This is a genomic window from Rouxiella sp. T17 (genome assembly GCF_036663475.1).
Classification (GTDB): domain Bacteria; phylum Pseudomonadota; class Gammaproteobacteria; order Enterobacterales; family Enterobacteriaceae; genus Rouxiella.
Genome location: NZ_JAWUEA010000008.1, coordinates 16,744 through 43,723 on the forward strand (window position 1 = coordinate 16,744; position 26,980 = coordinate 43,723).

33 protein-coding genes and 2 pseudogenes are annotated in these 26,980 nt (G+C 44.4%); 17 read left to right on the forward strand and 18 right to left on the reverse strand.

Annotated elements, in window-relative coordinates; all coding sequences use genetic code 11:
• The first annotated feature begins 2 nt into the window (after positions 1 to 2).
• Positions 3 to 536 (forward strand): GNAT family N-acetyltransferase, encoded by a 534-nt coding sequence (locus SC206_RS01970; RefSeq protein WP_332733666.1) that lies wholly within the window; start codon positions 3 to 5, stop codon positions 534 to 536.
• Between the two features lie 164 nt (positions 537 to 700).
• Here SC206_RS01970 and SC206_RS01975 read toward each other — a convergent pair whose 3' ends face one another.
• From SC206_RS01975 to SC206_RS01995, 5 genes are all read right to left on the reverse strand, one after another.
• Complete coding sequence (locus SC206_RS01975) at positions 701 to 1,435, reverse strand: metallophosphoesterase family protein (RefSeq protein ID WP_332733668.1); 735 nt, start codon at positions 1,433 to 1,435, stop codon at positions 701 to 703.
• A gap of 242 nt (positions 1,436 to 1,677) precedes the next feature.
• The gene (locus tag SC206_RS01980) at positions 1,678 to 2,136 is read right to left on the reverse strand and encodes a GNAT family N-acetyltransferase (protein WP_332733670.1); all 459 of its coding nucleotides are present in this window, start codon (positions 2,134 to 2,136) and stop codon (positions 1,678 to 1,680) included.
• A gap of 229 nt (positions 2,137 to 2,365) precedes the next feature.
• Positions 2,366 to 3,019 (reverse strand): LysE family translocator, encoded by a 654-nt coding sequence (locus tag SC206_RS01985; RefSeq protein WP_332733672.1) that lies wholly within the window; start codon positions 3,017 to 3,019, stop codon positions 2,366 to 2,368.
• A gap of 79 nt (positions 3,020 to 3,098) precedes the next feature.
• Positions 3,099 to 3,950 (reverse strand): AraC family transcriptional regulator, encoded by an 852-nt coding sequence (locus SC206_RS01990; RefSeq protein ID WP_332733674.1) that lies wholly within the window; start codon positions 3,948 to 3,950, stop codon positions 3,099 to 3,101.
• A 220-nt stretch (positions 3,951 to 4,170) separates the two neighbouring features.
• The gene (locus tag SC206_RS01995; RefSeq protein WP_332733676.1) at positions 4,171 to 4,848 is read right to left on the reverse strand and encodes an HAD family hydrolase; all 678 of its coding nucleotides are present in this window, start codon (positions 4,846 to 4,848) and stop codon (positions 4,171 to 4,173) included.
• Positions 4,849 to 5,314: 466 nt separating this feature from the next.
• Here SC206_RS01995 and SC206_RS02000 point away from each other — a divergent pair.
• Positions 5,315 to 6,058 (forward strand): annotated as a pseudogene (locus tag SC206_RS02000) (manganese catalase family protein); the annotation flags it as partial.
• Positions 6,059 to 6,395: 337 nt separating this feature from the next.
• On the opposite strand, the gene SC206_RS02005 reads toward SC206_RS02000, so the two are convergent.
• Positions 6,396 to 6,707: an antibiotic biosynthesis monooxygenase gene (locus SC206_RS02005; protein WP_332733678.1), complete on the reverse strand. Its 312-nt coding sequence runs from the start codon at positions 6,705 to 6,707 to the stop codon at positions 6,396 to 6,398.
• 110 nt (positions 6,708 to 6,817) lie between these two features.
• Between SC206_RS02005 and SC206_RS02010 the strand changes: the two genes are divergently transcribed.
• Positions 6,818 to 7,330 (forward strand): GrpB family protein, encoded by a 513-nt coding sequence (locus SC206_RS02010; protein WP_332733680.1) that lies wholly within the window; start codon positions 6,818 to 6,820, stop codon positions 7,328 to 7,330.
• Positions 7,331 to 7,547: 217 nt separating this feature from the next.
• On the opposite strand, the gene SC206_RS02015 is transcribed toward SC206_RS02010, so the two are convergent.
• Positions 7,548 to 8,675 carry an FAD-dependent monooxygenase gene (locus SC206_RS02015; protein WP_332733682.1) on the reverse strand — a complete coding sequence of 376 codons (1,128 nt, stop codon included), beginning with the start codon at positions 8,673 to 8,675 and terminating at the stop codon, positions 7,548 to 7,550.
• Positions 8,676 to 8,775: 100 nt separating this feature from the next.
• Here SC206_RS02015 and SC206_RS02020 point away from each other — a divergent pair, with 100 nt between their 5' ends.
• From SC206_RS02020 to SC206_RS02035, 4 genes are all read left to right on the forward strand, one after another.
• Positions 8,776 to 9,684: a LysR family transcriptional regulator gene (locus SC206_RS02020; RefSeq protein ID WP_332733684.1), complete on the forward strand. Its 909-nt coding sequence runs from the start codon at positions 8,776 to 8,778 to the stop codon at positions 9,682 to 9,684.
• A gap of 1,014 nt (positions 9,685 to 10,698) precedes the next feature.
• Positions 10,699 to 11,613, forward strand: coding sequence for a hypothetical protein (locus SC206_RS02025; RefSeq protein ID WP_332733686.1), 915 nt, complete (start codon positions 10,699 to 10,701; stop codon positions 11,611 to 11,613).
• A gap of 11 nt (positions 11,614 to 11,624) precedes the next feature.
• Entirely contained in the window at positions 11,625 to 12,437 is an 813-nt protein-coding gene (locus SC206_RS02030; RefSeq protein WP_332733689.1) for a sulfite exporter TauE/SafE family protein, read from the forward strand.
• Between the two features lie 2 nt (positions 12,438 to 12,439).
• Positions 12,440 to 13,012 carry a GNAT family N-acetyltransferase gene (locus SC206_RS02035; protein WP_332733691.1) on the forward strand — a complete coding sequence of 191 codons (573 nt, stop codon included), beginning with the start codon at positions 12,440 to 12,442 and terminating at the stop codon, positions 13,010 to 13,012.
• A 311-nt stretch (positions 13,013 to 13,323) separates the two neighbouring features.
• On the opposite strand, the gene SC206_RS02040 is transcribed toward SC206_RS02035, so the two are convergent.
• From SC206_RS02040 to SC206_RS02055, 4 genes are all read right to left on the reverse strand, one after another.
• Positions 13,324 to 13,725 (reverse strand): helix-turn-helix domain-containing protein, encoded by a 402-nt coding sequence (locus SC206_RS02040; RefSeq protein ID WP_332733829.1) that lies wholly within the window; start codon positions 13,723 to 13,725, stop codon positions 13,324 to 13,326.
• Positions 13,726 to 14,270: 545 nt separating this feature from the next.
• Entirely contained in the window at positions 14,271 to 14,822 is a 552-nt protein-coding gene (locus SC206_RS02045) for a hypothetical protein (RefSeq protein ID WP_332733693.1), read from the reverse strand.
• 396 nt (positions 14,823 to 15,218) lie between these two features.
• Entirely contained in the window at positions 15,219 to 15,563 is a 345-nt protein-coding gene (locus SC206_RS02050) for a hypothetical protein (protein ID WP_332733695.1), read from the reverse strand.
• Between the two features lie 38 nt (positions 15,564 to 15,601).
• Positions 15,602 to 16,507 carry a LysR substrate-binding domain-containing protein gene (locus SC206_RS02055; RefSeq protein WP_332733697.1) on the reverse strand — a complete coding sequence of 302 codons (906 nt, stop codon included), beginning with the start codon at positions 16,505 to 16,507 and terminating at the stop codon, positions 15,602 to 15,604.
• 218 nt (positions 16,508 to 16,725) lie between these two features.
• Here SC206_RS02055 and SC206_RS02060 point away from each other — a divergent pair, with 218 nt between their 5' ends.
• Positions 16,726 to 17,355, forward strand: a complete 630-nt coding sequence (locus SC206_RS02060; RefSeq protein ID WP_332733700.1) for a LysE family translocator — start codon at positions 16,726 to 16,728, stop codon at positions 17,353 to 17,355.
• Positions 17,356 to 17,624: 269 nt separating this feature from the next.
• Here SC206_RS02060 and SC206_RS02065 read toward each other — a convergent pair whose 3' ends face one another.
• Positions 17,625 to 18,134: a GNAT family N-acetyltransferase gene (locus SC206_RS02065; protein ID WP_332733702.1), complete on the reverse strand. Its 510-nt coding sequence runs from the start codon at positions 18,132 to 18,134 to the stop codon at positions 17,625 to 17,627.
• 63 nt (positions 18,135 to 18,197) lie between these two features.
• Between SC206_RS02065 and SC206_RS02070 the strand changes: the two genes are divergently transcribed.
• Entirely contained in the window at positions 18,198 to 18,776 is a 579-nt protein-coding gene (locus SC206_RS02070) for an XRE family transcriptional regulator (RefSeq protein ID WP_332733704.1), read from the forward strand.
• 232 nt (positions 18,777 to 19,008) lie between these two features.
• A pseudogene (locus SC206_RS02075) lies at positions 19,009 to 19,152 on the forward strand (ISNCY family transposase); the annotation flags it as partial.
• Here the strand turns inward: SC206_RS02075 and SC206_RS02080 are convergent.
• Positions 19,092 to 19,691 (reverse strand): SOS response-associated peptidase family protein, encoded by a 600-nt coding sequence (locus SC206_RS02080; RefSeq protein WP_332733706.1) that lies wholly within the window; start codon positions 19,689 to 19,691, stop codon positions 19,092 to 19,094. The pseudogene SC206_RS02075 and the gene SC206_RS02080 sit on opposite strands and share 61 nt — an antisense overlap.
• Before the next feature lie 194 nt (positions 19,692 to 19,885).
• A complete protein-coding gene (locus SC206_RS02085) occupies positions 19,886 to 20,083 on the reverse strand; it encodes a hypothetical protein (RefSeq protein ID WP_332733708.1) in 198 nt (65 codons plus the stop codon).
• Between the two features lie 222 nt (positions 20,084 to 20,305).
• Between SC206_RS02085 and SC206_RS02090 the strand changes: the two genes are divergently transcribed.
• The 4 genes from SC206_RS02090 (at position 20,306) to SC206_RS02105 (ending at position 21,911) form a co-directional block, all read left to right on the forward strand.
• Positions 20,306 to 20,641: a hypothetical protein gene (locus SC206_RS02090; protein ID WP_332733710.1), complete on the forward strand. Its 336-nt coding sequence runs from the start codon at positions 20,306 to 20,308 to the stop codon at positions 20,639 to 20,641.
• Between the two features lie 67 nt (positions 20,642 to 20,708).
• Positions 20,709 to 20,951 (forward strand): helix-turn-helix domain-containing protein, encoded by a 243-nt coding sequence (locus SC206_RS02095; RefSeq protein ID WP_332733712.1) that lies wholly within the window; start codon positions 20,709 to 20,711, stop codon positions 20,949 to 20,951.
• A gap of 190 nt (positions 20,952 to 21,141) precedes the next feature.
• Positions 21,142 to 21,711: a hypothetical protein gene (locus SC206_RS02100; protein WP_332733714.1), complete on the forward strand. Its 570-nt coding sequence runs from the start codon at positions 21,142 to 21,144 to the stop codon at positions 21,709 to 21,711.
• A complete protein-coding gene (locus SC206_RS02105; protein WP_332733716.1) occupies positions 21,708 to 21,911 on the forward strand; it encodes a hypothetical protein in 204 nt (67 codons plus the stop codon). Before SC206_RS02100 ends, SC206_RS02105 begins: the two co-directional genes overlap by 4 nt.
• 36 nt (positions 21,912 to 21,947) lie before the next feature.
• On the opposite strand, the gene SC206_RS02110 is transcribed toward SC206_RS02105, so the two are convergent.
• The 4 genes from SC206_RS02110 to SC206_RS02125 all read right to left on the reverse strand — a co-directional run bounded on the left by SC206_RS02110 (position 21,948) and on the right by SC206_RS02125 (position 23,888).
• Entirely contained in the window at positions 21,948 to 22,253 is a 306-nt protein-coding gene (locus SC206_RS02110) for a hypothetical protein (protein WP_332733718.1), read from the reverse strand.
• Positions 22,254 to 22,490: 237 nt separating this feature from the next.
• Positions 22,491 to 22,649, reverse strand: coding sequence for a hypothetical protein (locus SC206_RS02115; protein WP_332733720.1), 159 nt, complete (start codon positions 22,647 to 22,649; stop codon positions 22,491 to 22,493).
• 13 nt (positions 22,650 to 22,662) lie between these two features.
• Complete coding sequence (locus SC206_RS02120) at positions 22,663 to 23,136, reverse strand: hypothetical protein (protein ID WP_332733722.1); 474 nt, start codon at positions 23,134 to 23,136, stop codon at positions 22,663 to 22,665.
• Positions 23,137 to 23,450: 314 nt separating this feature from the next.
• Positions 23,451 to 23,888, reverse strand: a complete 438-nt coding sequence (locus tag SC206_RS02125; RefSeq protein WP_332733724.1) for an NUDIX hydrolase — start codon at positions 23,886 to 23,888, stop codon at positions 23,451 to 23,453.
• A 110-nt stretch (positions 23,889 to 23,998) separates the two neighbouring features.
• Between SC206_RS02125 and SC206_RS02130 the strand changes: the two genes are divergently transcribed.
• The 3 genes from SC206_RS02130 (at position 23,999) to SC206_RS02140 (ending at position 26,975) form a co-directional block, all read left to right on the forward strand.
• A complete protein-coding gene (locus SC206_RS02130) occupies positions 23,999 to 24,406 on the forward strand; it encodes an H-NS histone family protein (RefSeq protein ID WP_332733726.1) in 408 nt (135 codons plus the stop codon).
• Between the two features lie 102 nt (positions 24,407 to 24,508).
• Complete coding sequence (locus SC206_RS02135; RefSeq protein WP_332733729.1) at positions 24,509 to 24,814, forward strand: hypothetical protein; 306 nt, start codon at positions 24,509 to 24,511, stop codon at positions 24,812 to 24,814.
• A 325-nt stretch (positions 24,815 to 25,139) separates the two neighbouring features.
• On the forward strand, positions 25,140 to 26,975 hold the full coding sequence (locus tag SC206_RS02140; protein ID WP_332733731.1) for a type IV secretory system conjugative DNA transfer family protein: 1,836 nt from the start codon (positions 25,140 to 25,142) through the stop codon (positions 26,973 to 26,975).
• The last annotated feature ends 5 nt before the right edge of the window (positions 26,976 to 26,980 follow it).

A 26,980-nucleotide genomic window follows, 5' to 3' on the forward strand; every position in this document is an offset into this window, starting at 1 on the left:
CCATGCATTATGTTCATTCTGTAAGGCTAAATTATCGGTGCCTCGAACATAAAGACTGGCCATTTTTCTTGGCATTAAATCAGGATCGTCATGTAATGCATTATATTAGCGATTCACGCACGGCAGAAGAAATTAGACTCCAGTCTTTCGAGAATCGCTTATTACCTTGGAAAAAAGGCAGGGAACACTGGCTATCTATGGTTATCAGTCAAAAGGATACAGATATACAGATTGGTGTAACTGGCTTTATTGAGCGTGGTGAAGGCATCGCAGAAGTAGGTTTTATCCTTGCCGCCGAAGCTCAAGGTAAAGGTTATGGTACTGAATCTCTAAAAGATATTGCCCGCTACGCTTTCAATACTCAGGGCTATCGTAAGCTAACAGCCACTGTCACTTCAGGAAATGAAGCCTCACGCAGGACATTACTGAAGGTAGGATTTCAGCAGGAAGGCACGCTGAGGCGAAACTATTTTTTGCAGGATTGCTGGCAGGATGACTGGATCTTTGGGTTACTAAGAGAGGAGTTCATGTATTAAGAGATTAAACAGTAAAACAGACTCAACTAGCACGATTCAGTAAAATTATAGTTAAATTTGATTGTCAGCAGAGCAAGCTAACAGCCGTTGACCGCTCAGGTCCGCTTTTTTGCTCATAGCAGCCTGATAATTTTATTCAAAAGTTTTTTTACTTCAGTTATCTCTTACATTCTTCCTGTTTTTAACGCGTTAACCCAGTCAGGCCGATTGTTAGCCAAGGCAACCTTCGCGGCCTCTTCCCAGTTATACACTACTTTTTGGAACGCGACGGACCATTTATCGCCGTACTTTTCTAAAATCGCATAGCGGGCATGCGGTGAACCGCTTTCCATCTTATGATAATACGGCTGATCGTCATCATAGGCCTGCAAACCAACGCTACCGGGATTTACTATAAGGCAACCTGATCCCAGGTTAAGGCTACGGGGGATATGTGTGTGACCACAGAGAATAAGAGACGCGCTCTGATGTTCTATATACTTGCTAATCCTTTCGGATGAGGATGCTCTGACATTAGTTCCCGTCACCTCTTCAAGAAGATAAACGCTGTCATTACCTGGAACCCCATGAACCATGAGGATCTCATCATGGAGGGTTAATTCGGCAGGAATTTTTCGCAGCCAATCCCAATGCTCTGGTCTGAGATGCTGATAGGCATGACTGTCGGACAGTCCCATCTTTTCAGGCTGCATTTCAAGCAGCTGCCTTTCATGGTTACCTTTTATGGTGGGGAAATTTAGGGGCAAAAGCCTCTGTGCCGTTTCCGCCGGGCAAAGACCACCTGAAAAAATATCCCCTAGATTAACAACACAATCTACTCTGTGTTTTTCAATATCGTGCAGCACAGCGTCGAGAGCAAAAATATTACCATGAATGTCCGAGATGACTGCCAGCTTCATTGCTAACTTCCTGTTTTATAATATAAAGATAAAATACGCCTGAGTTATTTTAAATTGTTGATAGTAATTTACTGGTGAGGATCGCCACTTCTTACATGCGGGGTTAACGTTAGCTGATTTAGTCATGCATTTATAACGGCTTAATTATTACCGCACTCTTTAACTTCCTAATGGTCATTCTCCACTGCCCCTTATATTTGCAAGGACTGCTCAGTGCCAGAAGAGGACGGCAGGACCAATTATTACATTAAGCGCAATGCTTTTGCGAAACAGACAGCTTCTGTCCTACCCATGTAGGGGCCGTAATTTTCAATGCGGATATATCCATTTTTCTCGTAAAAATTTACAGCCCGATGGTTAATGCGTCGGGTTTCAAGTCTGAGTTCGCTATAACCCATCTCTTTAGCAGAAGTTTCCAGAAAAGTAAGTAAAGCTCTCCCAACCCCAGGCACACTTCGGTCTGAAAACATTCTTTTAAGCTCGGCTACCTTTTGCGTTAATGGCCGAATAGCTCCGCATCCTATTGCTTCGCCATGTGCATTTTTTGCCAATACCCAAATGGCTTTGTCATCATACATTGCTTCAACGGTGAAATTGCTTTTGCCGTTATCACCCGTAATTTCGGCAAGTTCTGCTGACAGCATTTCGATTAAACGATGGGATTCTGAAGAAAATGGATCTGACTTCTCTACGGTTATCATGGTCATCTCCTGGAAAATGAGTGTGGCTGGAATTAAGTATCTTGCCAAGATAAGCATCAGCCCGATAAAGGTTGTGGGACAAGACCGTTCCCAAACTATTCTGAGAATGTTATCTCCGCGTCTCTCCCATAGCGGGCCACAGATCTACCAAAGTAGCTTTGTATCCGAAACGGAAATTAATAATTTTAATTTATAATTCATGCCTTTATCTCACTGGCAGCCAAGCTGGCTAGCATATCAGTTTAATTACATTCGCCGTAATAACACTCATTGCCAGCCCAATAAGAATTACACCTGAGATACGCTCAAGACTGGGTAATATTCTCGAAAAATATTGCAGCACCACACGATTACTAATAAAGACTGCTACCAGTAAATCCCATAAGAGCACAACACAAAACATCCAGATGGCATAGACACTTTTCAAGCCTACAGCAGTGTTGGAGCCTCCGATTAAGGTAGCCAGACTGACATAAAACAGCGCGTTTTTAGGATTAAGAATACCGGACACAAACCCCATGCCGAATTCACGGTAGTGAGTTACTGCAACAGCAGTAACTCTCATACTGTGTTCTATTCTGACGTTGTGCTCAGCTATGGAACTTGTGCCAGCAAAGCGGATAAAAAGCTGGCCGACATACAGCAAATATACGCAGCCAGCGAGCTGGATGGCGATATAGCTTACGCTGCCGGAACGGAAAAGTGTTATGCCGCTGAAAGCCGCGAGAATAAACAATCCGTTCGCTACTGCTATGCCCAGACAGACATTTGCTGCATGACGCCAGCCAGCTTTAATTGAGGTACGCGCAACCAGAAAGAAATCAGGGCCGGGCGAGAGCAGTGCCAAAAAATGTGCTGCGGCGACCAAAAGAAATTGTTGCATTAAGATTTCACCCTTTTAAAGATATTTTTAACAGGGTGCCGATTCGAAACATGATTGTATTGAATAAAATTGCATTTTCTCAGGCGCGGTAACAGCCAGGCGTGACGCCCGTATGTGCCTTGAATACGCGTTGAAAATGGCTTTGGTCGGCAAAACCAAGGCGATAAGCAATATCCGTAAGGTTATGATCAGCCTGAAGCCAGCAGCGCGCCTGATTAATGCGCATATTGAGTTGGTAGGCGTGCGGTGTCATGCCCGTGGCGACGCGGAATGCCCTGATTAGCTGATAACGGCTCATGTCTGAGATGTTTGCCAAATCTGCCAGCGCCAGAGGCTGGCGCTGGGTTTCCTGCAACAGCTTGATCACCCTTCTTAGTGCTCTGTTATCATGAGGAGGGAGTGCAGGAAATGTTTCTACCAGATCAATGTCCGAATCACAGTCGCCAATAAACTTTATTAGCGCTGCATTTTTTTGTTCCACGCTGGCGGCCGAAAACAGTTTGGCATTCAGTTGACAGAAGCGACGATATAAAGACTGATTATCAATCAGTCGAATGTTGCTTTCACTGATAAAGCCCCCTGAGAAACTCCGCCTTTCAGCCAACAGTTTGCTTAGCCAGACAGCATCCAGATGCAGCATCTGGTAGCTCCAACTCTGATCGTTCAGGGGATTACAGGCGTGAACACAGCCAGCCGGAATAAAAACCATCATGCCAGGCCGCAAAGGATAAGGGCCACCTGACGCGCCTGTAAACGTACTACCGCCCGCATCGACTGCGCCAATAGAAAAGGTTGGATGACTGTGTGGCTTATAACACGCCCGGCTATTACACGCCCGGCGACTTTCCACATGGTTCATCGATGAGTCTCGCCAGAATTGAGCCTGGGTGACCGTGCTTAAGATGTCGTGGCCATCATTGAGAAAGTCCATTCTTATGAGCCTCAGTTTAATATCTTCAAAGCTTCAATAAATTAATCTGAAATTCACTTTATGCAAGTATCGATACAGGAAAATTGAAGGCCGCCAGCAACATTATAGACCGGAAGCCTAAAGAAAGCGGATCGCCGATATGGAAGCGAACTGTTACTGTCTCAGCCAAAGGTCCGCTCTCCGCTCACAGCGGACCTTGCCACGCGCGCACGACTTTCATCTATCTGAATAATCCAATTCCATTGTTCATCAGGTTGATAAAATTATCAAACACAGGAGCACCTAAATCCGTCAGCACTTTAGCTTTAGCATCGCGTCCAATACCTATAAAGGGCAGGTTGAGATTGTTTGCAGCTTTTAAGTCCCATAATCCATCACCTATTGATATCACCGAATGCTTATGTGCAGCCGGAAATTTTTTACTACCCAAACGAATAGCTTCCCGCACGATCTCTTCGCGAGTTCTAAACTCTGATGCGGTAACCAAATCAACCTTTTCAGCGTCCACGCCTACTGCCGCCAGTTTTTTCACGGCACCAAACCGTAGGCTGCCAGTGGCAAAAACAACGCTCCAAGAATGATCCTTTAACCACTGCAGGAAAACAGCGGCACCGGTAATTTCAGTGAAAGGTCTCGATGCAATTTCATGCTCAAGCGCGCAGCGATACTGGTATTCCAGCTCGGATAAATCAGGGCGACTTTCATAATGCGCCTCTTCCCAGGCTTCTTCGAAAATAGCGCTATCCGTGTGGTGGGTGTAGTCGCCCCAGTTTGTTCTGAGGTTTGGGAAAGAAAAGGTGCGTAGGGCGATTTCGAATGCACGTTGATGTTGCTCAACGCTGTCGGTCAGCGTGCCATCAATATCAAATATTACGATCCCTGAATCTACTTTATTCATTAACTCATTCCATCACGACAAAAAGTTTTATTTGTTGGGTTAGATAGTAATATCAACATATGCCTGACATTCCGCTATTTATAGTAATTTATTCGCAATTAGAAATTCGTTTAATGGAAAAGCAACCCTTTCCATGAATTTTTGGCTCAGGAAAATTAATGTCTATTTTTCGCTCAAAGCAGACCTGACAGTAGTTGGTCTGCTTTGAGCGAAAAGCGGACATCAAAATCATGATGATGGAGTAGTTCTGCACATTAAACATAACATCCGTTGCGTGCACCCCCTCAGCGGCCCTCAGGGCGTTTTCACGCCCTGACCGGCAAAATCCCCTGTCTTGCCCCCCGAAAACCGCCCAGAACGGCGCCGATGAATTCTGCGGCCGTGCATAGCTATGCACGCCAACCGGCGGCGGGGATTTTAGCGGCTAAAATCCGCCGAACGGCCTAAAAGCACGGGTTTTGAAGGCAAAATACGTGTGGCCATGCAATATTTCTTTCAGGCCATGGGGGCCCGGGGGGATGTTCGCATTCGGGACTTGCTCATCTCGACCGCGACCGAAGAACTTAGCCACATTGAGATGCTGGGTTATGCCGTGGCGCTGAATCTTGAAGATGCGCCTCTCTCCTATCAGGAGGCGTCGGCCAGGGACCCGATCGTCAATGCCATACTCGGCGGGATGAATCCGCGTCACATTCTTTCATCCGGGCTGTCGGCCATGCCGGTCAATGCCAACGGCGTGCCTTTTGACATGAGCCATATTTATGCCTCGGGCAATATTGCCGCCGATATGCTTTCCAATATCGCTGCCGAAGCAACGGGGCGCGTCTTGGCCACGCGGCTTTATAACTTGACGGATGATGCGGGCATGAAAGAGTTCCTGGCGTTTCTGATTGCCCGTGACACCATGCATCAGCAGCAATGGATGGCGGTAATTGAAGAATTGGGGGGATTGAGTGCTTCACTGCCTATCCCCAACAGTTTCCCGCGAGAGAACGAGGCGCTTGAACACTCCTACTATTGCCTCAATACCTCGCTGGACAAACCGCTGCCAAAAGGACGCTGGAGCGAAGGTCCTGCCTATGATGGAGTAGGCCAGTTCACCGCATTTGATGAACCCCCTCTACTGGGTCAAGAGCCCAATCTTGGCATGGCACGCCCAGGTTCAGGTGCCCAGAATGAACAGATTGATGATGCCCTCCCGCCAGGCTGATTTTTTCTGCACGAGATGTTTGTCGAGCGATGAATCTTGATTACTTTGAATTATTTAAGCCCCTGCTACCACGGGGCTTTGTACGTTGGAGAGCAGGGTTTTTATGGCAAAGATTTCATTTCCACATGGCAATTTTTATTATCCTCTCTATGCCGCTTTTATCAGCCTGAGTGAGTTGAACGCTAGAGTATTAAAAAAATGAAGGCAGGTATGTCCGCTCCGTGCCCAGAGCGGACATTTACATCATTTGTAGGCACCCACACTGTTATGTAAAATGTGAGTACTTAGCATACCCCGAAGGGGAAGAGGCCGTCTCATGTCATCAGCCATCAAATTACTACAAAGGGGAGACGGTTTGGACGTTATGCTGGAAGACGTAAGGATCGGATAGCAGCTTGAATTGCTCGTCATCCGGATAGGTGACTGCAATCTGGTACTGTTCGCCTGAGAATGCTTTCACTGCCTCAAGATTTTTCCAGTAAGTTGCAAAGAAGAAATGCTCCCATTCACCCTGCGTCTCTCTTCGTACATATGCCCCCAGATTTCCCGGTGTGCTTTCTGAATGTTCAACACCAGTTTTTTGCAAATGGTTTGCAAAGCCTTCTGCATGTTTGACTGGTACACATCCGTGCCATGTCCTTACAATCATGTTTCTACCCTCATGTTCTGGAAGTGTTTTAAACATAACATATGTGGTAGGAGGTGTGATTCGTAAACGAAATCGAATGTTAAATACTCAGAACTAAGGAAGAGGCGTATATGCGGACGATTATTGTTGTGCCATACGATGATAAATGGCCTGAGATGTTTGAAGCTGAAAGTTTACTGATAAAGACATTGCTCGGTGGAGTGGCTAAAAGTATCCATCATATTGGCAGTACGTCTGTGCCTGGTCTCTCAGCAAAGCCGGTAATTGACATTCTCCTGGAAGTCTCCGACATCAATGAACTGGATACATACAACTATGCAATGACCCGCGCCGGGTATGTTGCTCGCGGTGAGAACGGGATTTCGGGGCGAAGATATTTTATTAAGGGCGATGATCATCGTAGTCATCAAGTGCATGCGTTTGCTATTGGAAATATGCAGGTATTAAGACATCTTGCTTTCCGTGATTATTTAAGACAAAACAAAGACATTGCTGGGGAGTATGCTGAGATAAAATACTCGGCAGCATTACTCAGTAAAAACGATGTTCATCGCTATAGCGCGCTCAAAGCGAACTTTATAGAGCAACATCTACGACTAGCGCTGAATGACCAGGAACGTTAGAGATATATTTTGTGGCCAGGATGGTATGTTCGATGTTATGGACATACTCAAAAGCCATGAGCAAAACGCCCGGTTTCGCTCATGACATATATGAATACTCTAATGGCTGGACGTTAATTGCCAAAAGTGGACATTATTAGATCAGTGTTTAACAATAACATCGCACCGGTCAGTATTTGTCTGAGATACAGTCATACCGCATCCTTATAATCTGGTTTCAGAAGGCTACATGCTTTAAACCCTGCATCCAGAACTGACTGAGTTCTGCTGCGGAAATAGTGGATGCAGGCAGCAGTGGCTCTGGCTGCTCAGAAAAAATTTTTTTAGCGAATTGTCTTCCAACCAACTGCGCTGCTGAAGTTTTGATATGTCTCTGTTGGTAAAAGCCTTGCAGAACAATTTCCAAATCATCTGTCTCCTTCATTAAACAAGTAAGGTGCCATGCATCTTCCAGTGCCTGACACGCTCCCTGCCCAGATGTCGGCAAGGAAGCGTGAGCCGCGTCCCCGATAATTAAAACATTGTCTTGATGCCAAAAGGGAAGAGGATCAATGTCATGCACGAAAATGCCTTTAACAGATGCACTGTCACATGACAGCAACAAATTTCGCACAGGATCAGGCCAGTCTCGAAAACGCCGATGCAACTCGTTGTACCAATGTGCCCGAGGACGTTCATTGTCAACAGGAGCGTTCCACGCCCCTGCCCAATAGCACAATCCATCCTTCACCGGGACGATACTAAAACGCTCACCTTGGCCGCGAAAGTCATCAATAGCGTTGTGCAATGCGTCCTCTCGTTGCCTTCCCACTCCTATCACGTTCACAAAACCATGATAACGAGGGGTTTCTTGCTCCCCATGCAATGACTGACGAACGACTGAATTCATACGTCCGTCAGCTCCGACGACTAAATCAAACTCCAGGCTCAATTTCGTGACGTCCGCGGTAGTGATTGGGCAATTGAATTTAATCTTACTACCCAGACTCTCTAACCTACCGGCCAGTAAGCGCATCAGTTCACGTCGTAAGACAGTAACACTCGGAAAACCGCAAAGTGAATTCACGGCTAAAATATCGAACTGTGTCTGAAGGTGACCATTCCGATCAAACTGGCGCATCATGCACGGTGTACCCCCTACGTGCCTGATCTTTTCGTCCAGCCCCATCTTCTGCATGACGAACATGGCATTGGGCCATAAAGTTACGCCAGCTCCTAAGTAAGACACGTTGTTGCCACGCTCAAACAGGCTGACTTGATGGCCCTGTTTGGTCGCGAGTATTCCAAGTGCCATTCCAGCAACGCCGGCACCTACGATGGCAATTTTTTTGGGCTTGGTCATCATTACTTTCCTGTTACGAAACTTAACGAAAATTGTAATGGCCACCTGATTATTGATAAATATAGAGTTATAGCTTTGTTAAACTCATTTTTTGGGATAATTAATGATTGAGAAATGTGAATTGCAGTGGCTGATGAGCTTTCAGGCTGTTTATGAAAAGCTGAGTTTTAAGCTCGCGTCAGAGCAGCTTCAGTTGCCATCGTCCAATGTCAGTAGACATGTCGCTTTACTTGAACAACAACTTCATGTGCGGCTACTGGAACGTACGACACGTAGGATAATGCCAACCGCAGCAGGTAGAATGCTGTATCAATCTATTACGCCGCTCACGCACGCTTTGGATCATGCTCTGCAAGAAGTCGCCCTGTTTGGTGATTCACTATCAGGCCACCTGAAGATCATTACACCAGACCTTCCATTCATGGCAGATATTCTCGCTGACTTCTGCATCAGGCATCCACGAATACAGCTCAGTTGTGACACACAATTGGATCCAACAGAGGGGCTACTGGATGGATTCGATCTGATATTACGCTTTGGACGTGGGCCTCTGGAGGATTCTTGCTGGGTTGCCAGGGAAATTCTGCGCTGGCCGAGCTGTGTGGTAGCCGCACCAGAACTTTTGGCACGTCACCCATCACCACAATCGGTGGATGAACTAACCAAAATCCCCTGCATTACGAGTATGTCGGTACTCCAGGGAATGCCCTGGAGATTTAAACAAAACCAAAATGTCCAGGTGCAGTCCAGCTATAAGGTTAACAGTGGATGGATGGCCAAGGCCGCTGCGCTAAAAGGACTTGGTTTCGCCATTTTGCCTCTCCATGCCTGTGAATCAGAAATCAATAACGGCTCCCTTGTTAAAATTAACTGTAACCGCGAACCCGAAGATTTGATGCTATACGCGCTCTATTCCGGCAGAAAATACCTACAGGTGAAAGTGAAGGCGTTTCTGGAACACCTGCAAGAGGCTATTGCTCAATTAGGGATACGCAGTAAGGGAGGAACATGATTGGCTAAGCAATCCAGTATTTTGGACGAAGTGAAAAGAAATATTGGTGGAATGTTTTAAAGGCGAAGTTTTTCCGTATAGCTGCATTAAGCGGGCTTATCCCCTTTGTTTAAGATATCTCGATCTAACTCTGCCGTCATAACGTCCGCTTCACGCTCGAAGCTGCCCAATTATGTATGTGTGGGTCGTTAAAGTGTCAAAGGCGGGCATTCATAATATGGGTTCATATATCAAGGCCGCCCATCTATAAAGCAGGGTAGCTCATAATATCTTTGGGACTTATTCCTAGTTCTGTTCAAAAATATCAGCAAACCAAAATTCAGTATTTTGTTATGGGGACGAGGTTGGTTTACCAGTATTTCCGTTAAAACAATCATGCAGAGACGTGGTCCTATGACCTCTTTCATCGTGATAGGGCAAGACGAACTGACCTATTTAATACCAAATTCCGGTGCTTTGCTAAGGATCACAGGTTTAACTCGGCTTAGCGATACGGAGAACTAGGTAGCCGTTCATTCAGTGATAACCCATTGCTTTACAAGTTTTTTTTGCAGGATGTAATATAATGCTTATCTCATGCTGATCTTTCTGCTTAATACGCTGCAAACCATTATTATCGATTAAGCCTGTCTTCAGGCTATATAAGCATATTCTCATCCTTCACTGAATCCAAAACTATTGTAAAGGAGGCTGCCGATCTTGAATATAATATATATCTTTTGAGTATATATTAATTATTGACAAGCTAGGTTGCCGTAGTCCAGATCATCTTTCTACGTTACAAAATATCGTACATCCTATCTAATAAGCATTTTATCTTTTGTAAATCAATATTAGTTGAGGTGTACATTCCGGACTTTAAGCAGGCTCTTGAAAAATCTTCTTATCTTGCGATATAAATATACCCGCACTTTTATGAATGGAATGTAAGGGAAATATTTGTGCATATTTATGTATAAATAATACGAAAAAAATAATTTTATTTAATAGATAGCTTCAAGACAGGGTATGTTTATGAAGAATGGATTTATACTATCAATAGCAGATCGTACCAAAGATGCACTTTCCATATCGACAGAGAAGTTTCGAAAACAGCTGGATGAGGAATGCTTTGTAATATGGAAACTACCACAGTTTAATGCAGAAGAATTAACTCAAACCCCTGTAACACCCTCATATGCCAATTATGTTGAGTCCAAAAACGCTGAACTGCATGGTGCGTATCTTTCTGCACATTTTCAGGCTGGGCTATGGCCTGTCGTATATCAGGGAGAAAATGATGGGCATCTGATAAGGCATGTTTGCCCAATAATGCAGTCAGAAGAAAAAATAAGTTCGCAGGGAGCGAAGCATGATTTTTACCCCCATGTGGATAATCCAGATCTCCATATAACAGGTGAAATAGCCTCTCACAGATTGGGAGGATGTCCTGATACGCTGACATTATTATGTCTGAGGAAAGAAGACGGTGTTAATACAAGTCTCTTAAAGCTTGATGAAATACTGAGTAAACTTTCTGAAAAGGATATAGATAATCTTTCCAGGCCCATTTTTAAAGTAAAGCGGCCAGCAAGTTTTTCTGAAGAGTCAATCGTTGAAGGTCTTCCTATCATAGTTAAAAAAGACAATGTCTGGTATACACGGTTCGACTGGCATAATACAAGTGGTATGACTCTGGAAGCAGAAGCCTCGCTTGAAAAAATGCGATTTATAACATTAGAGCATGATCTTTGGTTCAATGTGCCACTTGAACCTGGCGATGCGGTCACTTTTTTAAATCAGAGGACGATGCATACCCGAAATGCTTTCGAACCTCGTTTTGATGGCACTGACAGATGGCTATTACGTGTTTTTGGTATGAAAACCAGACCAGTAGAGTCTCAACTTCTTGAACCATTAAATTGCCTCCACCATCTGCGCACTCTATAACGGTATTCTAAATGTTAGATCAAATTAATAACTCAATGTTTGTTGAGGGAAGTATTATTTCTCATTACCTCGTTGCCGGGGTAATTCTTCTGGTTATTGCATCATTTATTGCAGGTTACATTGATGCTATTGCTGGCGGGGCGGGGTTAGTATTAATTCCCGCTTTTATGCTGACAGGATTGCCACCGCAACTCGCTTTGGGGCAGGAGAAACTGGTCAGTACAATTGGTACTATCGCGGCCATTAAAAATTTTGTAAAAAATAAGTCTGTTATTTGGAGGGTAATACCGGCAGGACTTATCTCTGCATTAGCCGGTGCGTACGTAGGGGCAAAAGTCATATTACTTTTGCCAGTTGAAACTTTATCAATAGTAATTGTTGCTCTGCTGCCAGTTGGTTTGATTGCTGCAACTGTCAAAGGTAAGATCAAAGAGTCTGTTGATAATGCCGCCAAGACTAATTTTTTTACTATTTTTATAGTCTGCTTTATTGTCGGTTTCTATGATGGCTTTTTTGGACCTGGTACGGGTAGTCTTTTCATCATCGCGTTGACTGTCATAAATAAGTTTGGTTTGCTGCAGGCTTCGGCTACCAGTAAAATTTTTAATTTCTCATCGAATATTGGCGCGTTTGTAGCCTTTGCAATTGCTGGAAAAATGGCTTACTTAATTGGCATCCCGATGATTATAGCGAGCTTGCTCGGTAATCATATTGGCAGTCTACATGCCATTAAAACGAATGGTGAAATCATTCGTAAGGTTTTGTTCATCACCGTAGGTGCCATGATGGTGACACTCTCAGTCAGATATTTTATAGGAGCTTAATAGTGACAATTGCAAACGGAAATATAGTTGTTCGCCTAGCGCAGGCTTCTGACGCCCCTGAAGTAAAAAAGTTGCTTGAACGATATCATTCAAAAAATCTTGAAAGTGAGCAACGCGCAAATGGATTTGTAACCACAGATATGACGGAGCAGCAATTATGCAAATTGAGTGCTGCAGAAAGTGGTGTGGTAATTGCTGTTGATAAAGCGAACGACAAAGTCATTGGGCTGCTGTTAGGTGCATCGTGGAAATTTCTAAGCCCGTGGCCAATGTTTGAATATATGGCCAGTATATTGAACGATTATACTTATCAAGGAGAAAGGTTGGATCCGGAAACTTCATATCAGTACGGGCCTATCTGTGTAGCAGAAGAGTATCGCAGTCGCGGAGTGGGTGAGCTGCTTTTGGACTATCAGCGGAAAGTTTTTGCTGCGCATTACCTAGTTATCGTGACATTTGTCAATGTACTGAACCCACGCTCATATGCTTTCCATACGAGAAACAAATTTGACGATGTTGGTTTCTTCCATTTCAACGGTAATAAATACCATATGATGGCATTACCCACCTCTTAATCTTAAAATTAGCCCTGAGGAATCAGGGCTTTTTATATGAGTATCTATAAACTTCTAGTTGAGGTATGAAAGCCCGATTCGTTTTTAGTGTAAGGCGGGTCTGGAATCCTTTATAAAGTTAGGCAGACAGAACTCCCCTCTGCGATTAAATTTTTAGTGCCAAAAGCAGACATAACGAATATCACTAAACAGCTCATTCCTTATAGCAACTCTATATCGAAAAATATCCCTCATAAAACGATATAAGGTGCCACGAGTGCTTACCGCATTATGGCTATGGCCGATAAACAAGGATTACGGCTGAGAAGCGACTACCTGATGACTCGCAGTCCTCTGGCAACGACCTTTTTAAACTCTTCACAATCCGTATGCTCATGTTCTGTACACCGGGCAACATGCTTCAGGCCTTTGCTCAACAGCTGTAACCTGTGAATAGTGCTGTCAATTTGCCGGGCTCGTTGCTCAAGAAGCTTTCGGTCGATTACAGTCCGGCCTTCCGTATTTAACATTCCAGTCATTTCAGCCAGGGTAAATCCGGCAGCCTGTCCCAGCGCTATCAGCTGAAGTTTATTCAATACATTTCTATGGAACTGCCTTCTCAGGCCATTACGGCCGACAGGCTTGATTAACCCTTTCTTTTCGTAAAACCGTAATGTTGAGGGGGGAACGCCGGAAAGCTCGGCAACTTCACCTGCACCCGGAAAGAGACCCAGGCTGTGGTAGAACCTGGACTTACTACCCGTTTATGCGGAATTTTATCTTCAAGGCGTTCAGTACCCGCCAGGAAAAAAGCTATTACTGGCTTCACCTTGCTGAATACGGGGACTATCCCCTGAAGTTACGGGCCGCACGTGGGAAAATGCTGGTGAACGCATGGGATGACTATAAATCCTGCGTTCTTAAAGTGAAAAAAAGCTGGAAACATAACTCGAGAAGAAAACATCAGCACTATCGCTGATGTCTAACACCGGTCAGTGCTGAAGTGGTCAACAAAAACTGGCCACAGCTTTAGAGTTTTTCCAGTATCGATTTTCCGATGCATTGGGTGATAACCCGCCGTTATATTCGTGCGGCATGAGCGGCCGCCATCAGCGCACTGACAATTATGTGGCAGTCTTGAAAACCGGGCGCGGTTTTTGCTGAAATTTGTAGAAATATTGAAAGAAGTTTGAGACAGCGGCGCATTTAAAATGCGCGGTCGGATGAAATCTCGCACCGCGCTTATTTAAAAGAGCTTCTCATGAATAATGTTTTGCCATTAATTTTTCGCCACTGCCAGCCACTGCTTCATTTTCTCCAGCGCATAAGTTCGCGAACTGACAACCTGATGCGGTACGCCAAACATTTTGCGCATTTTACTTAATGCTTCACAGCGCGACGCATCGGTTTCAATACTCACCATCCCTTTACACCATTTGCTGACGAGCTGGCGGTGGTGAATCAGCCAGTCCCCACGTTGCCGCCAGTCGGCTGGGGTCTCTTCCACGCGCATATGATCATAAACCATCACAAACGGCGTCCCGTTCTCGATGAGTTGCTGCATTTCCACCTCCCACTGGCCAGCATAACCCTGCTTCACCGCACATTGGTTAAAACAGACCAGTGGGAATTCTTTAATATCAAAAACAGTAAAATCATTGGTATTTAATGACATAAAACCTCCAGATAACGATTGGAGCCAATTGGCCAGTAAAGCTGTCAGTCGACTGTGCGCAGAGGTCTCGTCAGAGACTACAAGGCTGTAACTCATTACCGCACTGAGTAATTTATCGTCCGGCAGCGCCTCCAGGCACATTACAACGCGCAGCATGTTGGCAATGTGCGCCTGATTTTGTATGTCATCCGCCTGTATCCCTAACTGCGGCTGCGTGCTGTCGTTAAACCTGCCTCATCTCTTCCAGAGCATCGATTGCCTGTTGAATCGTACGACTCTGCAGCACCAACTATACGGTTGTAGCAGAGCCTGAGTTGCATGGATGTCCCTTGACAGTAAAATCTTGGATCACTGTAAAGAACTCAATACCTGCCTAGAAGTGACAATTACTTAATCAATGAGTGCGTTGAACGCACGCCTTCAGTCATCATGACTACATAGTTGGCGAATGGTTTGCGATGGGCAGTATGCTGTTGGAAGCGGGAGTGTCACGCCAGTCTCAAGCAGTACTGGCAGCTCAAACGTGCGAACCCGCATGCCTGCTGGACTGCACTACGTGCCACAAGCTCCGGCAGCGGCAACAACAAATGAATCTTGCAGGGCAGAAATTGCACTATAAGGTGTTGCGACGAACAGTGAAATTTGCGTACACGTTGAAGCAGCGAAGCCTGCCAGATGAACATTTTCACCATGGCTTGGCACCCGTGTCGCCAGTTTAACTGCCGCACGAACCTGTTCACTAAGGGCCAGCGCGCGTGGCATGTGCACCAGTTCGCCCCCTGCCTGTACAAATAAAAAACAACGCTGCCCAACACTTCGAGAATTTGACAAAGCGTGAGGCTCATCGCAAAAGCGCCGAGATTCATATGCTGTGCCGCAGTTGTTACGCTGCTCCAAGCCTTTGCCATAGCACTGCTTGGAGTCAAGAGCGGTTTTTAATTCAGGTAGTCAATTCCCGCAGATGTCTCGTAAGGAACAGCTTCTTTTAACCAGTCATAAAGTAGACTGATGTTCTTTCGGCGCGGCGTTCCTTTTGGCCAGACAAGCCAGTAACTGTCTCCGGTTGCAACGGCCTCGTTGAATGGCAGAGCTAACAGGCCATTTTTAATTGCCTCCATGCTCAGCAGTAAATCACCGACTGAAATACCATGGCCACTTATTGCCGCCAGATTTCCCTGTTCCAGCGTGTCGAAAACCTTACCTCGGGCAGTATTAAGTTGACCAAATTTTCCTGTTCGTTTGAGCCATCTTCGCCAGTCACGCCGATCAGGTGAGGGATGAATAAGCTCACAGCTAAAAATATCTTTTTGCGCCTGCTCAACCTGCGCCGGGGTACAAACCGGAACAAGCCATTCCTTAAACAACACACTGCTTTCGGCGCCCGGTCCAAAATGACCATTTCCCAGTAAAATTGCGCAGTCATAAGGTTCTCGGCTGAAATCAACCGTATCGGTGTCCATCCAAACGCTGGAAATTTCAATTTTAGGTGTTGAGTATTGCTCACGAAAAGCATTCAGCACATCGAGTAACCAGCGCATAGTCAGGGTCGACGGTGCTTTCAAACGAAGTTCGCGGCTATTACCGCGAAAGGCATAACAGGCTCGTTCTAGAGACTGAAAGCCTTCAGTGAGCTGTTCTGCCAAAACGCGACCAGCATCCGTTACCTCGACACGGGGTCCGTTTCGTCGAAAAAGCTCACATTCAAACCACGATTCCAGCGTTCGGATATGCCGGCTGACAGCACCGGGTGTCACATTCAGCATGGCAGCCGCTTTACTGAACGAGCCAAGGCGGGCGGCAGCTTCAAAAGCACGCAGCGCATAAAGGGGTGGGAGTGCCATGTTAACCATTCATTGTGAGTTTAACTCACATTTAATCGCAGTTTTTTCCATTTTTCAACGTCCTGACATGCCTGAATAATACTACCCATCAAAAAAGCACTGCCAAGGAAATGAGATGAAGAACACAATCTTGAGTGGAAGCAGTATCAGTTGAGGGAGCCCGGCGCGGCTGACTTTAGTCGTAGCCCACTTCATATCCATACGGAGAAAAACAAACCATGAATCTGACTTTACTGGGGGCATACATTATGGCGGTTCTGATGCTACTGCTGACTCCCGGACCGGTTATTGCACTGGTCACTGGCACTGCGGCTCGTCATGGTAGCCGAAAAGCCTTTGCGACTGTAGCCGGCACCAACGCAGCATCTCTGGTTCTCATCGCATTTGCCGCTCTAATGCTGGCAGGTATTTTATCGCTTTCGCCACTCTTACTCTATCTGGTGGGTATTGCAGGTTCATTATTTATAGGTTGGAGTGCCGCTACAAGCCTTCAAGGCGCGCACGTATCAGGTGAAATTAAAGTAAAAAGGGAAGCGAACAACCGTAGTGGCCTTATTAAGGGTTTTTTAACCGGTATTTCAAATCCAAAAGACATCCTTTTTTTCGTCTCTTTTTTTCCACAGTTCATTACAGTGACCCAGGATTTTACTGTCAGTCTGATGACGCTCTCACTTGTCTGGATATTTTTCGATTTTACTGTTCTGTCGCTTTATATCCTCATGGTGAAACGCTGGATTCCGGAACGGCATGGCAGACGCATAGAAATAGTATCGGCATTTTTTCTGCTTGGGATATCGCTTTGCGGTGTCATATATAACGCGAGCGAAATCATTCTGTGGATTATCTGACATAAAAATTAATAAGATTCTCTGACGTTTTTAATTAAGGGAGATTTCTCAGATCAGTTACGCCCACGCCTCTTTACGGGTATGGATGAAAAGACGTAGGCGACAAGTTTAACAGTAAGTCCGCTTATGCTCATGACATACATGAATTCTCTTTTGGCTTGGCGTTAGTGCCAAAAGGGGACATCCGAACATGAGGATGCTCCTACAATGATGGGTCGCTCTTAAGCTTTTCGATTATGATTGAGATGGTGAGTGCTCATCCGGCCCGTTCAAGGTAAGTCACGCGTATTCAAACGCAGCTGTAAAAACGTTAGATCAAGCCAGCGACCGAACTTAGTACCAACTTCTGACATCCGGCCAGCTTCGGTGAAGTCCAACTTTTTGTGCAATGCGATTGAGGGCGTATTTTCAGATTCAATGCCAGCCACCATCACGTGCTTACCTTGCTCTCCAGCCAGTCTGATGAGTTCTTGTAATAGTGCAGTGCCAATTCTGCGGCCCCTCGCACTCTTATGAACGTAAACGGAGTGTTCCACCGTGTTCCGGTATCCGTCCCAGGGACGCCAGTCACCGTAAGAAGCATATCCCAACACTGTATCCGTTTCATCTACCGCCACGATGACAGGAAAGCTGGCACTCTGCCGATCTCTGATCCATTTTATACGGTTTAGAGAATCGACCGTTGTTTCATTCCAGATCGCCGTAGTGTTAAGCACGGCATCATTATAAATCTCCGCAATGACTTCACCATCGCGTTCTTTAGCATTACGGATAATCATGTTAGACACCTCATCGTTAATTAACTAAAGTAGACAGATCGTACACTATAGTAGTTATCCAATATGTTAGATGAAATGTCCAGTAAAGAAGACAAATTAAACGCCCGTATAGGCCAAAAAGTACGACAGGAAAGAGAACAACGGGGGTGGTCATTGACGGATCTGGCCCAGAATTCCGGGGTTTCACGGGCAATGATCCACAAAATTGAACGTGGTGAAAGTAGCCCGACGGCCACCATACTTGCACGAATTTCAGGTGCCTTTGATATGTCAATGTCACAGCTTATTGCCCTTACAGAAGTTCGGACAGGTACGCTTGTCAGACATGAAAATCAAGCTGTGTGGCAGGATCCAGAAACCGGTTATATTCGTCGCCACGTCTCACCGGGGCAAATGCCTCTAGATCTAGTGAGTGTAGAACTTCCTGCAAACACAACGGTTCCTATGCCGGCCATCTCTTATCTTTCCCGGCGTCAGTTTATATGGGTCATTGAGGGTAGACTGACCTTTGAAGAAGGGACACGCATATTTAATATGTTCACTGGCGATTGTCTAGAGCTTGGAGATCCCACTGATTGTGTCTTCAAAAACGACACTAATGAAGTATGCCGATATGCTGTGGTAGTGCTCAAGCCTACCTAAAAAAATTGCTGTTTAGGTACATTATGCAGCTATTTATAGCTGACGAGCATACTCTTAAGGTTTTCAATCATGCATACCCTGAACCACCAAATAGTGTAAATCTCAGGATATGAAAGTCTATATTTCGCTCAAAACTGCCTGTCAAAGTGGCCAAGCTCTACCACAGCTCAGAGGCACAAAAAAACCACCTTAACGTACAATAATTTTCGATATCCAAACTGACGCCATAGTGCAGTCACAATCCGTGCCATCCGGAGACGGCCCTTCACGTAGGCATAAATCCTCTACGACAAAGAAATCTTAGCGCTTTCTGGATCAGGACGATATGCTCAATACACTGGTGAAACTCCAGACAGGATCTGAGGAGATTTTTGGTGGACACAACCAGAAATGATGTTCTGACACAAAATAAATGCACATTTCAATGGGCATTCTATCGTGATTATCCACTAGCCCTTTATCGCTCGCAGCGGTCACGATAACAAAACCCTGAGCCGGACTATCCCGGTCGAAAGGAGTATGACCTATTGCAGCATAGAACAGCGGTGAATCACTTTTATGGTGAATAAAGTAAGGTTGTTTGACGCTGCCGTCGCGCTTCCATTCATACCAGCCGTTGGCAGGAACAATCGCCCTTCCCGTTCGCCATAGAGGTTTAAACATGCGTCCAGTCGAAGCCGTTTCACTCCGGGCATTGATTAAGGGTGCTTTGTTCCACCACTCTGGACCGTATCCCCAATGAGCAGGATCTAAGTGATAGTCGGCGTCAAGATGGTGAAGCAAGAGTACGGAAGTTCCGGGCGCAACGTTGTAACGCCCGATAGATTCGGGATCGAAGAGGATGTCATTGGGTGTCAGGCCAAGAGCATCAAAATATTGGTCTCTGCTTTCATACTGCGCAAAACGGCCACACATAGGTTTGTCCTGTTGAGTGCATATATGTTAAGCATAGCAGTTGATACTTTGGATAGGCCTCAAGAATAGATTTCATTGATGCCAGTTATTAATCATTACGATTAGTTGCCATTCAAATTTTTCATTTAATGACTCATTTTTGTTGAGATATAAATCTTAAATTATATTCAATCGACCAACAATATAAGCACGTTTTAGAAATCATCCATCTTTAATTGTTTTGAAGATTTAATTCCTCGTTGATCTAGCTCTCGTCTTAATAAACGCTTAACCCAACCTACTTTATTATCATCGCCATCGTGTTTCATAGCTATTGATAGTCTTTCAAATAACTCTGGGTCTAAACGAAGCTGTACTACATTTCGCTCTTTCTGCTTATCATTGGTTGACATCGTTAAGCACTCACGTATAGTTTTCAAACTAGTTAAAAAGTTGAATTTCAATATTAAATATTATTAACAACACCTCAATGTGCTAGAACACACTGAGGCGTCTAACCATTCACATTAAACAAGGTAATGCTATGGCTATCGCCGATAGTAACATAAAAGTATATCCAATCCCAAAATGCTTATTAGATGTAATTTATATTTATAATCATAAGGATATATATCATGAATAATTATGAAAGTTCCTCATTTGAAACTCATGATATATTTTGCAAATTAAATATTACCAATCTTAGTGAACAAGAAACGCTTCTTCTCGCTACCTACTGTGAAGAATCGATTGAAGGCTTGTGTCAGACTCTGAGTTTTATTGGTAATACTCTCGTAACACTGGCGGACAAACAGGTGGTAGAGTTTTCAACAGAGAGTCTAAATCAGCTTGGTCAAAGTCTCGCCACCTCAGCTTCATTGATATTATCTATGTCAGCATTGCAGAAGATAGCGGATAAGAAATTGTTGAACGATCCCATGATATCTAACCTAACGGCTATAAGTCTTTAGAGATAAGGTTCATTTGATTGGATAAAAGTCTCATTCTTTCAATTGCTTAATAAAGAGATAGGAAGAAATGAAAAATTGGCATCATGCTGACATCATAGCTGCATTACATAAACGTGGAACCACTTTGGCGAGAGTATCTAGAGATGCAGGGTTGAGCTCATCGACTCTGGCAAACGCCCTATCACGCCCATGGCCTAAGGGTGAATGGCTGATTGCAGAGAGTTTAGATCTTCATCCGTCAATAATCTGGCCGGAACGATACTTTGATAGAAAAGGGAAACTCATAGAAAGAGTACCAAGGACTATATAAAGTTAATTCAGATCTAAGAGAATGACCAACGGAATTTATATCCATTAAGAATATAATTTTTTTTAAAGGTTGAGCAAATCACCCCCCATTGTTTATAGTCATTTAACTTCTAATATAACAGTTGATTGTAATCTCATGACAAATTAGTCTGTGACGTATTATTAAAAGTATCTTTAATTAAAGTTAAAAAATGAAAACAGAAAGAACTCATGAAAGATATGTACTAACCACTGAAATCAGACTTAATGACAGTAGAGTTGATTTGATAATAAAATCATTAAAAGATGAAAGTAATAAAACCAAAGTTATAATTCATTTCGATTACAATGGTGGCGGCGTAATTTTAACCACTCTAAAACTTATAGAAGCAATCGAGAAATGCCCAAGAGATAGGCGCGTCATATTAGTTTTTAAAGGATTTGCCATAAGTGCTGCTGCCTATGTTTTAGCTTATTTTTCTTTTTATAACGTCACTCAGAAAAATGTAATTGTCCAAGCAGATGGACCATTATGTGTTGTGTATCACAAACCAAGAATACCCATTTATAAACTAGATATCTTTTCAAACAACCTCTATTGCGATGTCAAGTACACCCCTGCGGTTGAGTTTGTTAGAGAAATTACTGCTTCCTTTGACGAGGTTTATCAGTTCATGGTTCAAGCTTGTTATATTAAGCGTATAAGAATTGCTCCGCACATGGATTCTATATACAATATCAACGGTGATGTATGCGTACTGTTTAAAAAGGGTGTGTTATGAAAAATTTAGAAAATGATGACTGGAAGCGCGTAAAGCAATATCGTCGTGAAATGCGCACACTTATCCTTAATAAACAAGCGCCTGCACCAAAATTAATCTCTAATAATACTAAATTGATGGACCTGATGCATGAGCTAGATGTAAAACGACTTAACCTTTTGAACCTTGGTCAACAAGATCCAGATTTTGAAATTTTTTAAGTCTTCCTACTAAAAACCTTAGCAGGATGATTCAAGTCAAATACTTTCAAATTCTCTGCTAAGGCTTACTTGGTTAAGCTTGTTGCGTAGCATTGTTGCAGAGGATTTTTTCTGCCTTTCTTTATTCTTTTCTATATATTCATCATTATAAGTTTTAGAGATGTAATGGGCTAAGTAGATACTTAATCCTTTTGCTAATTGAGTTTTACGGTGCCCTCGTTTTAAACATAGCTCACATCTCTTTACCCTAATTGTGGCGTCTTCAGTCCTTATCGGTTTTACTATCCAGTTAAGATTTTTCCTTTCAAACGCTAACATTCTAGTAGCTTTAATTATTTTCATTAACCTTACCCTATTTTCAGACTCTTTCTTCATGTGAATCTTACTCTCACAAAAACATTATCACTTCTATTGAGCCTTTTTAAGCTAAAGTTCTTTAGCGACTAATCACAGCTTGAATTGTTGTAAAAATAATTAAATTTAGCAATAAACCATTATCAATTAAAAAATATTTGATAAGTAATTAATTATTTTAGCCAGCATGACAACCATGAAAAAAACACTTTAATTATAATTAATTCAATCTTTAAGAAAATCATACCCTGAAGCCATCTTTTGCATTTTTGCTTCATATTCCTGAGCTCTTCTTATTGCCTCTTTACCACTAACAGAGTTTTTCATCCACTCAGGCGCTTTGTACGTTACTAATTTCTGACCAGTGACTTTTATAATCTGCATAATAATCAATCCTTTATTGTAGTATCAAAACCATTTCGTGATTGCTGTAATAAGCCTGTTGGTTATTATAACTTACTTCATACTCTTTCACCCAATCAAACATTAATTTGTCATAAGCTACACACAAGGACGAGGTGGAATCAAAGTAATTAAGGTTTGTTTCAAAGTTGATTGTTCTCGGCCGGTGATACATTAAACATATTGGTTCATCAAAGATAAAATTTACATTACCTTTTTGATAAATCATTGCACCCATTACAACAAAAGCTGCTGCTGAATTAGCATAACCCGTTACATTTAAATTAATTTCCCTTGCCGATGACAAAGTTATGGCATTTGTGAGGTCCACAGCTAATTGTGCATTTCCCCCTGCATTCAGATATATATGAATCGTCGTATTTATACCCAAATTCAAGTCATCAATGATGTCTGAAATAACTTGTAAATTATTGACACCAAAATCATATTTCAAGCTGTATGCATCCACAGACAAACCTCTTTTTAAAAAAATGAATAAAATTCAAATCAAACCCTTTTAAGTTTCTTATTTAACTTTAACACAGCCACAAGAAATTACTTTTACAAAGCAATCATTATAGCAAGCGCCCCAAAGCGCAGTATTATTGTTAAAAAAATGAAACATATTTTTATTTTAATAAGTTGGCAGTGAGTACGAATATTACACCCCGCAGTTCGTCGCGGAGGATTCGAGTTTCCACCGCGATAGTCTTGGCGCTGTGACTGGCGAAAGGGATAACGCGGCAGACAACGCCGCTCGATAATACTTATAGCGGCATTGAGTTACCAACCGTGCTCCGAATAAGCTTCACCCGTCACGATGTGATGAATAGCCTGCCTGACATAAGGAATGGTATCAGTGGGTAAATCATGAAAACTCTCCCACCGAAGTTCAGAATGTTTTTCCGGCTCGGCGATATAAGGCGTACCTTGCCACTCCGTACAGCTAAAGAAATGACCTAACCAAGAACGGTTTTCTGTCCAGACGTGCATTGAATGACTGAGTTGGAAATTTTGCGCAGAAATTGTTACGCCAATTTCTTCTCTAGCTTCTCTGGCGGCCGCATTCGCCAGCGTCTCGCCCTCTTCAAGCCCACCGGCAGGTAAGCTAAAGAATCCGTCCATCCAACCGGTCCCGCTTCGGCGGATCATGCAGACTTCATCATCTCTTCTCAGCAGAACAAATACAGCAACGGATAGATTATACCTGTCTCTTTTCATGGCATAGGCTCACAGTGTGTTTACTGTAAATATATACATGCCATTTGGAAAACTCAAAATATTTAACCGCTTCTCAATTCTGTGCAATTCCCCAAATCAAGGAGTACCTCATGGCCGAAACCACGCAGCAGAACGTATATGATTACCTTTCCGTAAAACGTAATATCACCCAGTTTATCAAACAGTCCGACTATATATTCCTGAGGGACCTGCATAATAAACTTTCCCCCGCAGTTGCACTTCTTGAGGAAAAGCATCGCAAGGAAATGGAATCCCAAAAACTTCGCGATGCCAAACGCCAGGAACTTTTAGCGCTGATTGGCAGCAAAGGTTTTTCACTCCGCGATTTAATTGAGGGAGACAAAAAGCCTCAAGTCCGCCGTCCGATGAAGTACCGGTATTCCGATAATGGACAGATGAAAGAATGGTCCGGCGTTGGCAGGACGCCGCGCGCCATTCAAGATGAGATTGATAGCGGAAAAGTGCTGGAGGATTTTGAGATACAGATTGAGCAGTAAAACCATACTTTATAGCCGCCGATAAACCTTGTTCTCCCAACGCCCTAATCTTTATGAACCGTTCCATTGCAAATGGCTAACGGTGATTCTGCTTGTCGTTCAATGCAAAAAGCATTGATAACGAGAAGTGGATTGCAGCAGGTAAATTCAATTTTGAAAAAATTGCTAATTGACCGTCGCGAAAATCCACCGGTAAGCATTCGCCCCAGCGAATCGAACCGGCGGGGGAGCCGAATAAATTTTGCCGCCCCAGCGAGCAAAAAGATGCTCCCCAGAGCAGCGGTTTATTTGGGGGGCAACGCCCCGCACACCGTCGAAGCTAGCACGGAATTTCTGACGAAGGAGGAAAACCCGTTCTGGCGCGCGACCACCCTCTTTGAAGGTGCTTTCCCATTTATTCGTTTGTGAGGAACGAGCAAAAGAAAAAATAGGCGAAAAGCAACGTCTCAAAGGGGGTGGTAGCGCGGCGGTGTGCCGCCTTTGACCCGAGGGGGTTTTGGCGAGGCGTCCAGCCGCGACATTACCCCCATGCCTCCCGCAATAAGGGCGTTCAGCCCGCATGGAGAGGGGCACGCTCCGGTTGAGAGGGCTTTAGGCCTCGCAACATGACCACCTCGTGGTCACGCTTTTCCGACGTTGGCATCTTCTCTCATCGGTCAGCGTCATCGGGCACCCTGCGTGTCCGATGGCACTGACCGATGCCCCCGATCGTCGCAACAATCAAAGGTGCACGATGATAAATAAACTCACTATCAAGATGCTGCCTATAGTCGATAACGTCATGACGTTTTTCGACTTTATGCAGCGTCATCAACTGCTTTTTGCCTTAATAGCGGGCCTCACCCTGCCCTTTATTATCAGGCTTGAAAAGGATGAACACGAAAAAGCGTCAGTGTGGAAACGCCTGATTATTACCTCATCATTTCTCTGCCTGATATTTGGCACGCTCTCGCCCGCTACTACCTATCTGCTGCAACGACTTTACCCCGCACGCTACGTCATCAACTCCCCGATATTGCTTTGGAGTGTACTTATTTTTGCCACTCTTACAGGTATCGTCTTTCATTACATTACAGGACGATTATTCGCACCCGAGTTCGATCGACTGAAAAGACGGCTGGTCACTAAAACGCGGCTTGAACGTAATACCCGCACCGATGTGCGCGAGATAAAATCTCTTCTACCCGTCAGCGCCGAATATGACCCCGAGCAATACATCGATTTAACTCGAGGCGTATTTATCGGACTGAATGAAAATCACGCTCCGCAATATATCCCGCTCGACGATTGGCAGAAACAGCACGCCGACGTGATTGGCACCACAGGCGCAGGAAAAGGCGTGGCAACCGGCCTGCTTATTTATCAAAGCATTCTCGCCAATGAAGGCGTGTTTGAAATGGATCCTAAAAACGACGAATGGGCACCCCACCTTATTCGCAAGGCCTGCGAGGATGCCAACAAACCTTTTTATCTTATCGACTTAAACAAGCCGAACTATCAGTTGAATCTTATCGCCAACATTACTGCCGAGCATCTGGAAGAACTGTTCATTGCAGGATTTAGCCTGGCCGAAAAAGGCGAGGCAGCCGACTTTTATCGAATCGACGATCGCCGCGCGGCGAGAGCGACGGCAAAACTTATCGACGAGATGCCCAATGCGACCCTGCGGGATTTATTCAACAGCGACTATGTGCAAAGCATCGCCGAGACGATTAAGGGATTTTTCGGCAAGACGGAAGAGCTGGCATTACTCAATTCAATAAACGCGCCCGATGGACTGGCGCTCAAAAAGATATTCGATGATGGCGGCTGCTGTTACATCATCGGCTCAATGCGAAATAGCAAGATTATCGCCACCCAGCGCATGATATTGGTGCGCCTGATGCAGCTCGCCGAACTTCGCGACCGTGTGACTTCCACGCCCCGCCCAATCGCCATTCACCTTGCCGAATTGAAGTACCATTTATCTCGACCCGCGTTGGAAGGATTAGGCGCCGCCCGCGACAAGGGCGTACACATTATTATGGACCACCAATCCGTTGCGGATTTACGCGACTGTCCCGCCGATTTAAATGGCGACGCCGTTGTCGGTGCCGTGGTCGAGAATGCAAAATTCAAGCTGGTCTATAAACTTCAGGACCCGGATACCGCGCTGTGGGTCGCGAAAATGTCCGGCACCATATTGGTCGATGACGAAAGCCGCAAGGCAAAAACGAATAAGGTGCTGACCGAAGTCATCGACGATGAGCGAACCATCCGCCAGGCCGAGCGATATTTCATCGACAGCAATATGCTGCTCAACCTGCCAAAGTTTGTGAGCTATATATTTACCGCAACGGATTTACCCAAGGCCTCGCTTATCTCACCATTGAAAGTGAAAAAGAGGCCGTTAGAGATTTATGAGGCGAATTTTACAATTCCACCGCCGGTAAGAAAGCCGCTGGATTTTGATGAACACATTGAACTCCCTTCGCCGCCTAATACTCTAGTGCCCCATATCACGACTATTCCAACTCCTTTCCCAAAAGAACCGACCTCTATTCCATTCCCCTTCGATTTAGACGAATAAACCCA

What these genes read in the sequence shown, in the direction of transcription:
- SC206_RS02045 (WP_332733693.1), bottom strand. Translation starts at nt 14,822, where the DNA reads ATGCTGCGCGTTGTAATGTGCCTGGAGGCGCTGCCGGACGATAAATTA.
- SC206_RS02060 (WP_332733700.1), top strand. Translation starts at nt 16,726, where the DNA reads ATGAATCTGACTTTACTGGGGGCATACATTATGGCGGTTCTGATGCTA.
- SC206_RS02025 (WP_332733686.1), top strand. Translation starts at nt 10,699, where the DNA reads ATGAAGAATGGATTTATACTATCAATAGCAGATCGTACCAAAGATGCA.
- SC206_RS02015 (WP_332733682.1), bottom strand. Translation starts at nt 8,675, where the DNA reads ATGATGACCAAGCCCAAAAAAATTGCCATCGTAGGTGCCGGCGTTGCT.
- SC206_RS01990 (WP_332733674.1), bottom strand. Translation starts at nt 3,950, where the DNA reads ATGGACTTTCTCAATGATGGCCACGACATCTTAAGCACGGTCACCCAG.
- SC206_RS02005 (WP_332733678.1), bottom strand. Translation starts at nt 6,707, where the DNA reads ATGATTGTAAGGACATGGCACGGATGTGTACCAGTCAAACATGCAGAA.
- SC206_RS02080 (WP_332733706.1), bottom strand. Translation starts at nt 19,691, where the DNA reads ATGTGTGGCCGTTTTGCGCAGTATGAAAGCAGAGACCAATATTTTGAT.
- SC206_RS01995 (WP_332733676.1), bottom strand. Translation starts at nt 4,848, where the DNA reads ATGAATAAAGTAGATTCAGGGATCGTAATATTTGATATTGATGGCACG.
- SC206_RS01980 (WP_332733670.1), bottom strand. Translation starts at nt 2,136, where the DNA reads ATGATAACCGTAGAGAAGTCAGATCCATTTTCTTCAGAATCCCATCGT.
- SC206_RS02085 (WP_332733708.1), bottom strand. Translation starts at nt 20,083, where the DNA reads ATGTCAACCAATGATAAGCAGAAAGAGCGAAATGTAGTACAGCTTCGT.
- SC206_RS02105 (WP_332733716.1), top strand. Translation starts at nt 21,708, where the DNA reads ATGAAAAATTTAGAAAATGATGACTGGAAGCGCGTAAAGCAATATCGT.
- SC206_RS02065 (WP_332733702.1), bottom strand. Translation starts at nt 18,134, where the DNA reads ATGATTATCCGTAATGCTAAAGAACGCGATGGTGAAGTCATTGCGGAG.
- SC206_RS02140 (WP_332733731.1), top strand. Translation starts at nt 25,140, where the DNA reads ATGATAAATAAACTCACTATCAAGATGCTGCCTATAGTCGATAACGTC.
- SC206_RS02100 (WP_332733714.1), top strand. Translation starts at nt 21,142, where the DNA reads ATGAAAACAGAAAGAACTCATGAAAGATATGTACTAACCACTGAAATC.
- SC206_RS01975 (WP_332733668.1), bottom strand. Translation starts at nt 1,435, where the DNA reads ATGAAGCTGGCAGTCATCTCGGACATTCATGGTAATATTTTTGCTCTC.
- SC206_RS02055 (WP_332733697.1), bottom strand. Translation starts at nt 16,507, where the DNA reads ATGGCACTCCCACCCCTTTATGCGCTGCGTGCTTTTGAAGCTGCCGCC.
- SC206_RS02010 (WP_332733680.1), top strand. Translation starts at nt 6,818, where the DNA reads ATGCGGACGATTATTGTTGTGCCATACGATGATAAATGGCCTGAGATG.
- SC206_RS01970 (WP_332733666.1), top strand. Translation starts at nt 3, where the DNA reads ATGCATTATGTTCATTCTGTAAGGCTAAATTATCGGTGCCTCGAACAT.
- SC206_RS02070 (WP_332733704.1), top strand. Translation starts at nt 18,198, where the DNA reads ATGTTAGATGAAATGTCCAGTAAAGAAGACAAATTAAACGCCCGTATA.
- SC206_RS01985 (WP_332733672.1), bottom strand. Translation starts at nt 3,019, where the DNA reads ATGCAACAATTTCTTTTGGTCGCCGCAGCACATTTTTTGGCACTGCTC.
- SC206_RS02130 (WP_332733726.1), top strand. Translation starts at nt 23,999, where the DNA reads ATGGCCGAAACCACGCAGCAGAACGTATATGATTACCTTTCCGTAAAA.
- SC206_RS02095 (WP_332733712.1), top strand. Translation starts at nt 20,709, where the DNA reads ATGAAAAATTGGCATCATGCTGACATCATAGCTGCATTACATAAACGT.
- SC206_RS02125 (WP_332733724.1), bottom strand. Translation starts at nt 23,888, where the DNA reads ATGAAAAGAGACAGGTATAATCTATCCGTTGCTGTATTTGTTCTGCTG.
- SC206_RS02090 (WP_332733710.1), top strand. Translation starts at nt 20,306, where the DNA reads ATGAATAATTATGAAAGTTCCTCATTTGAAACTCATGATATATTTTGC.
- SC206_RS02110 (WP_332733718.1), bottom strand. Translation starts at nt 22,253, where the DNA reads ATGAAAATAATTAAAGCTACTAGAATGTTAGCGTTTGAAAGGAAAAAT.
- SC206_RS02135 (WP_332733729.1), top strand. Translation starts at nt 24,509, where the DNA reads ATGCAAAAAGCATTGATAACGAGAAGTGGATTGCAGCAGGTAAATTCA.
- SC206_RS02020 (WP_332733684.1), top strand. Translation starts at nt 8,776, where the DNA reads ATGATTGAGAAATGTGAATTGCAGTGGCTGATGAGCTTTCAGGCTGTT.
- SC206_RS02115 (WP_332733720.1), bottom strand. Translation starts at nt 22,649, where the DNA reads ATGCAGATTATAAAAGTCACTGGTCAGAAATTAGTAACGTACAAAGCG.
- SC206_RS02030 (WP_332733689.1), top strand. Translation starts at nt 11,625, where the DNA reads ATGTTAGATCAAATTAATAACTCAATGTTTGTTGAGGGAAGTATTATT.